General features: G+C 55.6%; 3 protein-coding genes. All 3 read right to left on the minus strand.

From position 1 onward, the window contains the following. Positions 1-38: 38 nt before the first annotated feature. A complete protein-coding gene (locus ACYVIY_RS24950) occupies positions 39-6980 on the minus strand; it encodes a beta-ketoacyl synthase N-terminal-like domain-containing protein (RefSeq protein WP_460979240.1) in 6942 nt (2313 codons plus the stop codon). Next, on the minus strand, positions 6977-9409 hold the full coding sequence (locus ACYVIY_RS24955; RefSeq protein ID WP_460979241.1) for an SDR family NAD(P)-dependent oxidoreductase: 2433 nt from the start codon (positions 9407-9409) through the stop codon (positions 6977-6979). The genes ACYVIY_RS24950 and ACYVIY_RS24955 overlap by 4 nt, the downstream gene beginning before the upstream one ends. A gap of 116 nt (positions 9410-9525) precedes the next feature. Continuing rightward, positions 9526-13434 carry a beta-ketoacyl synthase N-terminal-like domain-containing protein gene (locus ACYVIY_RS24960; RefSeq protein WP_460979242.1) on the minus strand — a complete coding sequence of 1303 codons (3909 nt, stop codon included), beginning with the start codon at positions 13432-13434 and terminating at the stop codon, positions 9526-9528. Between the last annotated feature and the right edge of the window lie 413 nt (positions 13435-13847).

The raw sequence follows: 13847 nt of genomic DNA on the forward strand, positions 1-13847 counted from the left end.
TTAATATTCTGTTGGTCTTCCATTCATTCTATTCGTAATCACCGGACAGCGACAGCGATGTCGGTTACCGCATAAATGCGGAGCGGCCCTTTCCAGAGGTTCGCGTCGGCGGTGAGTGTCAGCGACTGATCCGTTCGGTCAATCGTTTTGATGTGCACCTCCAGGCGCATTTCGGGGTCGGTCGCTAGTATCTGGCCGCGGTATTTCCACACGGTTCTGTGCGGAGCCACCTGCCGGAACGTAACGTTACGTAGGCCATCTGCCAGCCCCTGCTGAAGCACAAAAAGCTGCATCGCCTGCAGAATTGCCTCCACCCCAAGCGAGCCGGGCATCACGGGGTCTTGGTAGAAATGACAGGTAAAAAACCAGTTGTGCGCTTCAATAACTTTCCGGGCAAACACGTAGCCCTTGCCGTAGTTCCCGCCTTCTTTGACGACGAGCGCCGTATCCAGCAGGTTAAGCTGATCGCCAGCCAGGTGAAGCTGCGGAGACGCCGGATTCGACGAACGAAACAGTTTCATCCGCCCAAACAAGGAATCCAGCTTAAAGGAAAGGCGATTTAGCCCCTCTACCGCTGGGGTTTCAGACCAGGGCGCTACGTGCGTACCCCGGTCCAGACCAGCCTGACTCGACAAATCGTCTTTGGTGAAAAAGCCGAACGAGGCCGTCCCCCGGTAAAATGGTTGCTCATCAACGCGTAGCTCGAAACTGTAGCGCTGCAGCACCGTACCGTTCAGGGCCGTATGGCTCTCCATGCGAACGGCATTGGTAATCGTTTTGCCACGCAGGTCGACGGAACGTAACAGATTGCCTTCCCCATCCAGATTCCGGAAGAACAGATCTTTCTCCGGAAAGAGCTGGGTAGAGCCCAGGTACGCTCCCAAAAATCCGCAGGGTTGCAACGCAATCTCCATCAGAATGGAATAGGGCATTTCGGGCGCTGCGTTCTGCTGGTAATACCAGGCGTCGGCCGGTACGTCGTATTCCGTCACGATTTCCGGCTTATTCTGGAACACACCTCGCTCGCCGTTTATCCGTAGTACCCTGGAAATGAGCTGCAAATCCGTATTCGGCTGACGAGAAAGCGCCCGACCTTCAAATAGCCGGTACTCCTCGCCGAAACATTTATGAATAGGACCGAGCGCAAACTGGGTCAGATGGTATTCATTGAAAAGTACCGGTATCGGCATGGGCTCCACAAACACCCCTCCCTCGCGAGGCAGCGTTTCTTTCCGGTAGGCAGGTTGGTCTTTCTCCTGGAGCCGCAGTCCAAGATTCTCGAAGAAGACCGCGATCTGGCCTTCGTACAGAATGGTCAGATCAGCAATGACGTAGGGTTCGGCTACTAATCCGATCTCCTTTACATCCATCTGATACACCAGTTTCCCCGGTCGCGCGGGTACCTCTTTCCGGCACCGAACTTTCTGGGGCAAACCGAGGATCGGCTGGAAACGAGCATCTTTCGTCAGCCGCTGCATACCCAGAAACAGCATAAAGAAACGCAGGAGCTGCCCACCGCCTTCGGCCTGTAGTGAACCGGCCAGGACTTCGTCATCGCGGAAATGGCAGGGAAAATACCAGTCGTCGGGACGCAGTTCTTTCTCGGCTTCGATGAATCCGATACCCGCACTTCCACCCTGCCGGTCAACCCGCGTAATCCGGTCCAGCATCAGAATTTCTTTGGGGGGCAGCCGCAGCGATGGATTGCGGCCATTCGGCAGATAAGCGGAGCCAAAGCAGCTGACCAGATCACCGTTCACCAACGCCATCAGCTCCTCCCGCGAGAAAGCTGACTTGTCGCAGTCCAGCAGGGGCGTAAAGAACTGCCGGGGGCGACTGGCCCGCTCGCTCAGCTCCTGCGGACTAAACACGACACCCTGTCCCTGTGCCAGGTCTTCATTACTAAAAAAACCGGCGCAGCCGCCGTCCATTTTCAGAACCAGCCGGTCTTCGACGTAGCATCGGTAATGGAAAAAGAACAACAGATTAGCTCCGTTGCGCACGAAACGGTCAATGGAAATATCGTAGCGCAGGGTCTGCCCTTCAAACGGCAAATCGTCGGTGAAGGTCAGGGTGCAGTCCAGAAGCCGGTATACGTATTCGCCTTTATTCTGAAAATCAATGCCCAGGTAGCTGATCAAAAGCAGATCGCACTGCCCGGATTCAACAGCGACCGCCCAGGGAATCTGCCCGTCGGTGGCAAAAGCGGACTGGTACGGAATATCGTACTCGGTGGTGATCCGGGACGGCTTAAACACCTGCGGCACGGCATCCAGTTGCGTCACCCGGCTTACCAACAGATACGGCGGCATAGGCAGCATCACCCGACGACGATACGTATCGATAACGGTAAACTCCTCCCCGAATACGTCCTGGATCCTGCCCGTAGCGAATGTCAACAAATCGGCTTCATTCCAGACAACGGGTTTGTTCGCTAAATAGTCGGGATTGGAATAATCCTGTAACAGCAGGCCGTTTTCGGCCCGTTGGCGAGTTAATACGTGTGATTTGGCGGTAGATTCCGGCACGGATAAGGTCATGGGTGGCGCGGGAGAAAGTGGGGTTGAACGAACGGACGTAGCAGCCACCTGGGACACAACCGTCGTCTCCGCTTCAATTAGTGCAGGTTCAGCACGTTTATTATTTTGCGAAAAAAGGTGTCTATTTTCCGGCGTCAGCAGCAGCGACTCAAAGCGGGGACCACCCGTATGTAAGGTTTTCACGAACGACTTACGGGCGGGTGAGCCGGTGTTTTTGGTTTCATAAAACGGGGTTAACTGCACCGGTACGCTATGCGCCAGCAGCCGGGCCACTAGTCCGGTCAGATTGCGGAGCACACTAGCCCCCTTGCGATCCATTGGAAAAACGGCATGTTCCTGCTCCTGTAGTACGTCTGCAATCCACCGGGAACAGGTCGCGTTAGCCCCTACTTCCACAAACAGCTTGTGGTTATCAGCAGCCAGTTTGCGCACGATGCGGGGCCAATCGACGGGTTGGCAACAGACTTCCAGCGAATTACGGGCGAGTTCATCACTGTCGATGCGGAGCGGCTGGGCGGTTACGCTGGAATAGAACGCTTTATCCGGTATGTGCTCGATTGGCAGGTGGTGCATCGCTATCAACTCGTCGGTCACCTGTCGGCAAAAGTCATGGTGGACGACATTGTTGATGGTTAGCGGCATAGCCGTTAGCGGATAGGTCGTTACGATGCGGTCCAGATCAGCCGAATCCCCGGAAATAATTATTTCAGTATCGGTGTTGATAAAGGTCAGAAACACCCGGCTCTCACGGGGGGCTATCTCTTGCCGGAACCAGTCGGCCAGTGACGCATAGCCCAGCCTGCCGTTGGGCACAGAGATCAGCCGGGACGACCACCGCTGCCGCGCTTCGGCTTCCGGTAGCTGCCAGAGTTCAGCCAACAGGCGCATACGCCCTCCCACTTTTTCCCGAAACAGCGGAGCCTGCCAGAATTTCGTTTCTACATGGACCGTACTCCAGACGCGCTGACAGTACCACATCGCGCTGGTTTCGCCCATGCTATACCCCAGGGCTGAATCGGCCTGAACGCCCAGGTGATCGTGCAGAATTTTGGTAAACAGCCCCGAAAACGTACAGCCCGTCAGCATCATGGCCGACGCGTCGGTTTGCAACTGACGTTCCCGCGCCTGTTTCTCGGCCGGACTCAAAGCAAACAGCGAACGTGGGTACACCTCCGTCCGCAGCGCATCGGCCGGGTCGTACCCCTGCGTTTTCAGGCGTTCGTCTAAATCGGGAAAGGCCTGAAAGATAGTTGCGCCAGCGCCAGCGTACATGCTGCCTGAACCGGGATATACCAAAGCCAGTTTACCCCGCTTCCCTAACGGGTTGTCGGTATAATAACTACCGGCCGGGGTCTGTAACGTACCGATAGCGGTCGCCTGTGCGGTGAATTTTAGCCGGAAGAATGTAATCTCTTTTTTTAATTCCTCATCCGATGCAGCTACCAGCACCAGTATTTGACCGGCTTCTGATGTCGGCTCATATGCCTGACAGAGCCTATCCGAAAGGTGTCGGAAAGACGTAGTCGCCAGTTCATCGTCCAGGTGAGCTAGCTGGTTAAGAAGTCCGTCGAGGGTAGCACCCTGAATGGGAAAAATCCGTTCGCCACCCTGAAGCAGGTACGTCGACGGTTCACCAGATTGGGCGTGAGTGCCTTCTGAAAGAAGCACATGGGCGCTGGTACCGTCGGAGGCCAGCCCACTGATGGCCGCCCGCAGGCGCGTTGCCCCTTTCTCGGGAACCCAGGGACGTGCCCCATCGGGGACGTAAAAGGGAATATGAACAAACGGAGCCGCTGACGAAGGGCCTTCCCAGTTCGGAACACCCGGCAGAAACCGGTGGTAGAGTGATAGAGCCGTTTTAATAATCGACGCAATACCCGATGCGGCAAACGTGTGACCGATGAAGGCTTTGCTGCTTCCCAACGCGCAGGTTAACGGAGCATCACTAGCCCGGTAGGCCTCGGTCAGGCCCGCAATCTCGGCCTGATCCTGTTGCGCTATGCCACTAGCCGATACGTCCAGGTAGCCAATGTCGGTCGGACGAAGCTGCTGGCGATGTAGTACCTGTTCGGCGGCCTGAGCGACCGCCCTGGCCGAGACCGCGCCCCGCCAATGCGTTTCGTCCGACTGCACAATAGCCAGGTCGTCGATGCGGGCGTACACGCGGTCACTCGCCGTTGCATCGGCTCGTTTCAACACAATGGCACCGGCTCCTTCGCCGATGGTCCAGCCCTGGGTGCTATGGTTCCACCCCATCGATACGGGGCCGGTATGAACCGGATGAACGGCCTGGCGGGCCAGTACGCTTTCCAGCCCCCCGCCCAGATCAACGGCACCAAGCACGACGGCATCCACCTCCCGATTCGTCAGTAAATTCTGCGCAATTTCAAGGGCTTTGTATACCCCGTTTTCGTTCGATGATACGGTGAACGCTGGCCCGGTAAAATCCATCAGGGCGGCAATTCGACTGGCAATAATATTACCGATAAAACCGGTATGCTCACTGAGCGAATGGCCTTCGTAATCCGAAAAAATGGCATTTTTCAACCCATTCGTCAAGCTGCCTACGGCTGATTCGGCCACGTCCAGACCAGACTCCCGGACAGCCTGCTGAACCTGCCAGCCCATGTGCCACCGACCCAACCGGTGGTGGATTTCCAGTTCGGTTTCCATCGCGATGATGACCGCTACGTTAGCTCCTTTTCCTTCGAGGGTATGCAGATTGGCATCCTGAATGGCCCGATCCGCGACTTTCAGCATCAAGACCTGCTGATGAGTGGCCCGCTCGGCTTCTTTGGGCTGAATTTTGAACCGCAGCAGATCAATATCAAAAGCCTCGACCCAGGCTCCTCTTAACTCACTGACAGGCGGCAAATCAGCATCCGCCATGGTTTTGCGGAGCGCGTCCATGCCTTTCCAGCGTTCGGGCGGCAGGGGGCCAAAGTGCTGTCGGCCGAGGAGCAGCGACAGGTAAAACTCATCCAGGTTCTCGCAGCTACCTATGTGTAAATCCATTCCAACGATTGCCATTGGCTCAGCCGGTTGGGCAACGGGTGCCTGGGCAGGGAACGTACCAGACGCGGGCGTTGACAGCACCATGTGCGCGTTGGTACCGCCGAACCCAAAGGCATTGACGCCCGCCCGGATCAGGTCAGCGTCGTTAGGCCAGTGCCGGTTCTGGCGCACCAACTGCTCAGCCCCCACTCGTCCATCAGCCGAGGCAAGTGGCTTATCGACACCAATCGTAGCAGGTATCATCCGCTGCTGCATCGCCAGAATGACCTTTATTGTACTGGCCATGCCAGCCGCCGTCAGCAAATGCCCAAGGTTTGGCTTTATGGAGCCAATCAAGGGAGGCTTCTGATCAAAAAAATCACCGATGCTGTTGAGTTCGGTTTTATCTCCGAGCCGGGTTCCAGTCGCATGGCATTCGAGATAATCAATCGCCTGCTGATCCGGGTCTAGTTTCGTATAAGTACGTGCAAAAGCAAGTTGCTGGCCTTTGGGGTTCGGCGTGAGCAAAAACTCACCTTTGCCATCGTTCGACAAGCCGACTCCCTCGATAACCGCGTGAATCGTATCGCCATCACGCTGGGCATCCGACAGTCGTTTCAGTAGGATAACTCCCGCGCCCTCGGCCGAGGTGAGTCCGCTGGAACGCTCATCCAGTGGGGCCGAAACCTCCGTTGATTGCGCATACGCGTGGAAATATGAAAATCCGATATGAATCAGGAGCGGATCAGCGCAGCTAACAGCGCCCGCGAGCATCATATCGGCCTTTCCAGCTCGTAATTCATCACAAGCCAATTTTATGGCATACAAACTGGACGCACAGGCAGCATCCAGCGAATAATGCGGCCCGCGCAGACCAACGGCCTGGGCCACCAACGCGGAGGGTGTGCTAACCAGAACCGACTCCTGAAAACTGCCCCGCTGCGCTACGTATGGGATAGCTACCGGTACGGGTTCACCCGCGAGGGTTTCCAGCGTTTGCTGGACCATATCGGCATACATCGAGGAAAGAATTTGTCGCGACTGACGGGTAGGAAAAGACAAGTTTCCCAGAATGACCCCGCACTGCTTCAGACTTGGGTGCTGCCAGTAGCCGCTACGTTGTAGGGCTTCACGGACAACGTACAGCGCCCAGTGCAATTGCTGATCCTGATTCAGCAGCGTCCGCGCATCTAGTTTATACCCCTCCGGATCAAACCGAAAATCACGGATAAATCCACCCCTGAGCGAGTAGCAGGTATCTAACCCGCCTTTTTCCGGTTGATAAAACAGCTTCGGATCGGCACCAAAATCAGCACTCGTTGCCTCACTGATACACGCTTCGTTCGCAACCAAATTCGTCCAGAATTGCTCGGGCGACGTAGCGCCGGGGAACAGCGCCCCCATACTCACTACGGCAATTTTCTCTCCTGACCGTTCTGTTTTCATTCGGCGCGACGAAGTAAGGGTTCCGATGGCGTCCACTGCAAGTCCCGGCTGATGGTGACGCTGGCCCGGTGCGTTTTTATCGATACGGCTCCCGTCGATGCATCATAAGCGGTCAGGTCGGCTTCCATCGTAAAATCGGTTGACTTCACGACCCGGAGTGCTACGTAGAAAGGTCGCCCGAAGGACAGTTCTCCGAAGATTTCGCCCCCGTCCGTGCGAAGAGGTAAACACGCACAGCCATGAAACCGACGTACCCAGATCAGCAATCCCTGGTACATGATGTCCGTCAGAAAGCCGTTAATGGTCGACACCGGAAACTGGCCCTGCCGTTCCCACGCCACGCCCGGATGCTCGCACAAAAGCAAAACGCCCTGTTCGTCCAGCGAAACGATCTGCTTTACACCCTGAAAATCGGGTCCGTGAAACAACGTACCGTCCTGATAGAGTACGGAGGCATCGGCCAGGAACGGAGCGGTCAGGTCAGGAAGACTTTCAACCGGAGCCGCTGGGCGTTGGGCAACCAGGGTGATCTGCCCCTGATAGCGGGGCAGGGATCGACCATTGACCTGATGCGGTACGTTCGTGCGAGCCCGACTGAGAATAGTAGCCAGTACCTGAATCCGATCTTCAGATTTTGTCTGTTCCTGAATAATCCCCTCGAAGTCCGTAGGCTGCGTACCGTCAAAGACGACTCCGTTGAACAGCTTGACGTTCTCTTCGCGGTAGAGCGTAAAGCCAGGGTACAGGTTGTCGGCCGTTTGGGCCAGCCAGCTATTTGCCATATTAATGGGCAGAACCGCATGACCCTGAATGACGTGGTGCGCCAGAAACAGATTGGCTTCCAGCGTCAGCGTACGGCGAATTGTGTAGGTCTGTACCGGCGTGCTGACCTCCGCTTTGGCGACGGGCAGGGTCCCTCCCAGAATGACCTGCACCTGATCTGTGGCCTGCCTGCTTAGCTGATCGACCAGCGCCTGCGGTCCTTCGTCGGACGGCACAAACGATACGTGTTGAGCCAGCAGCATCTTTTTAAGCTCCGGACTCACCATACCCGAGTCCCAGGCTCCCCAGTTGATCGACACGATATGCGCCAGCGGGAAGTTCTTTCGGAACAGATAGGCAAACCGATTCAGGACTTCGTTCGCCATCGCGTAATCCGTTTGCCCGACATTACCGTAAAATCCGGCTACCGACGAAAACAGGACGACATGCCGGAGATTATCTACGGGAAGCGTCTGCATCACCGACGCCAGCCCCTGTATTTTAACGTCAAAAACTGCGTCGAAATCTGCATCGGTTTTCTGTTCAATGCGTTTGTCGGCTAGTCGTCCGGCTCCGTGAATCAAACCCGTGACGGGGCCGGTTAGTGGCGTTACCTCGGCCAGGACCGCTTTTACGGCTGCGGCATTGGTTACGTCAACGGCCCGATAAAAGGCCCTGGCACCCTGACGTTGAAGCTCGGCCAGGTTTGCCCGAATGTCGCGTTGAGCCAGTACGTCGCTTACCATGCGCTCCACTACGCGAGGCAGTGGTTTTTCGCTTGCCATTTGTAGCGTTTTCATGGCCTGCCGTTTCAACTCCGCCGGATCCGTTAACCCATCGGCCCAGGCCGGATCAGTAGCCGACAATTCCGTTCGGCCCAGCAGAATAAATGTACAGTGAAACGTAGCCGCCAGTTGATTGACGCAACTGGCCGTAATGCCCCGCCCTCCGCCCGTTACCAGAAAGACGCTGTCTTGATCAAGTTGAGCGCTCAGTGTTGGCTCAGTAAACGGGGCCACTGGCTCAGCGACGAGTGTCTGCCGCTTCCCATCAGCGGTATAAGCGGTCTGGAGCAGGCACCGATTGGCGTCGTATAGTTCCTGACGAACTTTTTGGGCTGCTACAGCCGGAGTCAAGTCCGGTGATACGTCCACGGTTCGGCAGAAGACGCCCGGCCACTCCAGATTCAGCGACTTCGTCAAGCCGGTTAACCCTCCGCCCAAGATAGCGTCATGGCCCGAATTCAGCAGTCCGAACGCGCCATCCTGCCGAACGACCACCAGAAAAGCCGGTCGTGTCTGCCAGTGATCCTGATTTAAGGCGGGTTTCAGCCATTTAGCCAATAGAAAAGCTGCTTTCAAAAAAGCTTTTTCTGTTCCTGTAGCAAACGTCTGTACGTCCACTGCCCCCGTTTGCTGGGGATGCAGGTAAATGAGCTGACTGACCGAGTTGCCCAACCGAGCAAGCGTCCTCTGAATCGTGTCTTCCTGAACATCAGCCAGCACGTACTCAGTTACGCCTTCCGGAAGCGATTGCTTAGAGCGGTTAACATCGGTTCCCCAGGTCAGCACGACCAGTTGATGATCTTTGGCGATTAATTCAGCGCAGAGCGCAGGCGTTACGTCCGATCCGTCGTTGACAAGCAGGGTTATACCTTCTGCTGGCATAACCAGCTCATCCGGTTCCGGAAGGTAGCGCAGCGTAGCGACCGAACGGGGTACGTTCGGATAGGTTCCGGGGGCAAATCGAGTCTCCGGCTGGCACTCGGCAACCGGACCGGAACTTACTTTTTTACGCCAGCGCCCTCCAGCCCTGTCGTCATTTTCGTGACCAGATAATCGACAATCTGCTGCAGCGTACGCAGTTCGGCCAGTTCCTGTTGCTTCACGCCCTGTACGGCAGGATGCGCTTCGGTCATAGTACCGAAAATCTCAACCCGCTTGATCGAGTCAATACCCAGGTCAGCCTCCATGTCCATGCTTAAATCCAGCATTTCGGCCGGATAGCCTGTCTTTTCGGCCACTACCGACAATAAGCTCGTTTCGATAACCTTGTGATCAACGCCCGGCTTAGTGTCGTTTGCTACGGGCCTTTCGGCCCCGACTGGTGATACGTTAATGGGCGGTGAAATCTGTCCGTTGGTTGGCCGACCTGAGCCGCTGACCGCTTCTATTGTCGGTGACGATGCTGCAAATCCATTGGCCACTCCCCCGCCATTCATTTTCGAAGTCAGGTAGTCGACAATCTGTTGCAGCGTACGGAGTTCAGCCAGTTCCTGTTGCTTCATCCCCTGTACGGCAGGATGCGCTTCGGTCATAGTACCGAAAATCTCAACCCGCTTGATCGAATCAATTCCCAGATCAGCCTCCATGTCCATGCTTAAATCCAGCATTTCGGCTGGATAGCCTGTTTTTTCAGCCACCACCGATAGCAAGCTGGTTTCGATACGTTTGCGGTCGATACTGGTTGAAGGCGCGGGTGCCGCGGGTGGTTCAGCGACAACCTGCTGGGTAAGTACGGCTTCGTTTGTCGAGCCGTTTCTAGCCTCATGCTTCCCGTTGAGCGACAGTACAGGCTCATGATGATACCCATTAGCAGGCTGATGAACAGGCCGGGCCGGGATGGATTGCCCGTTTGTTTCCTTCGCAGGATGGGTATTGTTCGATTGGACTAAAGCTGTCAATAAAGCCTCGATCCGGTTTTGCTGTTCCTTTAATGCGGCTATGTCAGCCTGCATTTGGGTAAGTATTGGATTCATAAGTTCGTCTTCGTCGTCAGTAGGAAGAATGGAATTCAGGTCGATTGCGGGGATACTCAGGGCTTGTTCGTACCGCTTCTGCGTGGCTTCAGAAACGTAGTTATGGCCACTGATTTTAACGGTTAAACTGGCTTTGGCGGCCGGTTCGGCATAGGGCTGCGCAAACGAATCGAAGCCCTGTACCGCTACCCCCAGCACAGCGAGCTGCGCAACCGCTTCACGTATTTGTTTGTCGCCGTCTTTTTTAGCGTTCGCGTTCAGGGAAATCACGGTATGGGGCTTATCCCCCAGAATCTCCCTAACCAGGTTGCCTAAAATATTCTTTGGCCCAAACTCAACGAATACGCGCCCGCCCTGGCTGTAAATAGATTCGATCTGTTCGTTGAAACGTACCGGACTGGCGATATGGCTCGCCAGCAGGTCTTTAACCTTCTGCGGATCGGCGGGGTAGGCCTGGCCGGTTGTGTTCGAGAAAACGGGGCCGGAAGCGGGTGAAACCGTGATGCGTCGAATCGCATCGGCAACCGGTTCTTGCGCCTGGCTCACTAAAGGCGTATGAAAAGCGGCCGACACGGGCAATAGCGTCGCCTGAAATCCACTCGCCTTTGCGGCTTCCTGAAACCGGACTAATTCGCGGGTCTCTCCGCCCAGCACCAGTTGGGTGGGTGAGTTGATGTTCGACACCCACACGGTAGGATAGCCTCGGAGTAACTGCTCGATGGTGTTACGTTCCCCTTTCACGGCCAGCATGCCGCTCGGCTGCCCCGTAGCAGCCGCGGCCATCGCTTCGCCACGAATTTTCGACAAGCCATAAAACGCATCCTCATCCAGGACACCGGCTGCCCACAGAGCCGTTAACTCGCCATAACTATGCCCCGCGTAGAAATCGGCTTTAAAGCCGACGTTAGTCAGCAGCCGATACAGTCCGGCACTTAAGGCCCCAATGGCGGGTTGGGCAAACTGCGTTTGGCGAAGCGTTATTTCCTGACGCTGCTCTTCCTCGGCCGAAAAAACCGGAACGGGAAACACCACATCGGTCAGGAGACGTTGGCCTTTAGCCTCAAAAAAGCGATTGGCCTGGTTAAAAGCCGCTCGAACGGGTGGATAAGCGCTGGCCAGATCAACGCCCATGTTTACGTACTGCGCCCCCTGTCCGGCAAACAGAGCGACTATTTTGTGATCGATTGGCAAGGCGGCACTACGGTACCAGATGCCTTGGATGGGGTGCTGCCATGCGGCCTGTCCGGCATTACGTTCCAGAAGTTGAATAGCCCCGCTTATTTTCTGACGGGCCTCCTCAACGGAAGAAGCTACAAACCCCAGGCGGGGATTATGGGCCGGAATTTTTGCGCTAGCCGATTGCTGCGCCAGCCGCTTCAACGTAGCATCGGCCTCCCCGGTGGTTAGCAACGTCAGTTGTTGCCGACAGTTGGCTAACAAGTCAGCATCGGTCGAATCATGCAGCAGGATCAGGTGGTGCAACGTATACTGTCGATAGCTGTTGTCAGGCTCTTCGCCGAGTTCTTCCAGTGTAAGGTGCAGATTGACGCCCCCGAACCCAAAGGCACTTACCGCAGCGCGCCGGGGCAGATGCGCTGCTTTCCGGAACCAGGGGCGGGTTCGGGTATTGATGTACAGGGGAGAATCTGCCAGTCCCAACTGCGGATTAGGCTGCGTTACGTTGATCGTGCCCGGCAGAATTTTGTGGTGCAGCGCCAGGGCGGCTTTAATCAGTCCGGCAATGCCGGCAGCCGCTTTGGTATGACCAATCTGCGACTTAACGCTCCCCAGGGCGATATGACCGGGGGTTAGGTTCGATTTCCCGAAAACCATCTTCGTCGAGGTAATCTCCGACAAGTCACCCGCTATCGTTCCGGTGCCATGCGCTTCGATCAATCCTACCGTAGCCGCATCATAACCCGCTTCGTCATACGCCCGCTGCATGGCGATTGCCTGACCGTGCGGGCGGGGCGCGTAAATGCTTTTGAAGCGCCCATCGCTCGATCCGCCGATGCCGCGAATGGTCGCGTAAATCCGGTCACCATCCCGAACGGCATCGGCCAGTCGTTTACAGACAATCATGCCTAAGCCTTCACCAATGAGCATACCATCCGACTCCTCATCGAACGGCCGAATCTGCCCTTTCCGCGAGAATGCCGGCGTTTTGCTGAAACTCATGTACATGAACGGTGAGTTGTTGGCATCGACGCCCCCCGTCAGCATCATGTCGCACCGCCCTTCAATCAGTTCACTCAAGGCCATTTTAACCGCGCTCAGCGACGCAGCGCAGGCGGCATCGACCACGGAATTGATACCGCCGAAGTCGAAGCGGTTGGCGATACGTCCCGCTACTACGTTGCCCAGCAGACCCGGAAACGTGTCTTCCGACCACGGTATGTAAGCCGCCTTTATTTTGTCGATGACCTGCTGAATCTGGGCCTCCGGCATACCGATGGACTCCAGCGCTTTTCGCCAGACGGGCGCTTCCAGCCGGGAGTTTAAGGGGAGCAGCAGATTCTGCCCACCGCCGACGCCTAAGATAACCCCGGTTCGTTCGCGGAGTTTAGCGTCCAGTTTTGCCGAACCTGGGGCATAGCCCGCGTCGATCAACGCATCCCGGGCAACAACTAAACTCAGCAACTGCCCCGTGTCAGTAGATTCCAGCAGGTTTGGAGGCATGCCAAACTCAAGCGGATTGAAGTCAATATCGGGAATAAAGCCCCCTACTTTGCAGTACGTTTTATCGGCAGCCGCTGGGTTGGGGTCGTAATAATCGTCGATCTTCCAGCGGTTTTCCGGTACGTCTTTAATGCTGTTAACGCCCTGAATAATGTTTGTCCAGTACGTTTCCAGGTTTTTGGCATCGGCAAACACAGAGGCCATACCCACAATAGCCACCGGATTCTGACGCAAAAGAAGATTAGTATAATCCATAGCCGGATGTTCAGACAGGTTAGGTTGAAAATTTTGTTCTGTGTTAGGCCCGTTTTGCGCTTATCTAATTCGCATACGTACTTCCATTTCAATTAAGGGTACCTCTCATTCCCGGCACAATTAAACCCCGATTTTACCGTCCAGCGATCAATGAAGTATACGTCATTTGACAGAGCAGGCAGCCTAAGCTACTTGTACCACAATACGTCCAGACGAGTTGTGATCTAAGTAATCCACTTAACTAGACTAGTGGCGGCCAAACAAGGAGTCTGACCCAGGAGTCAGCTTCAAGAACTAGCCAACTCAAAGGTAGAGCGTATGAGTAGACTATGCTGGAAAATGTTGTGAACGACGACAATTAGTATGCGAATACCGGCAACGCGTAAGTTACATCGGATTAAAACGGGTTATCC

The organism is Spirosoma knui (assembly GCF_054780635.1).

Coding starts and splice junctions, on each gene's coding strand:
- ACYVIY_RS24950 (WP_460979240.1), bottom strand. CDS start 6,980: ATGAAAACAGAACGGTCAGGAGAGAAAATTGCCGTAGTGAGTATGGGG.
- ACYVIY_RS24955 (WP_460979241.1), bottom strand. CDS start 9,409: ATGCCAGCAGAAGGTATAACCCTGCTTGTCAACGACGGATCGGACGTA.
- ACYVIY_RS24960 (WP_460979242.1), bottom strand. CDS start 13,434: ATGGATTATACTAATCTTCTTTTGCGTCAGAATCCGGTGGCTATTGTG.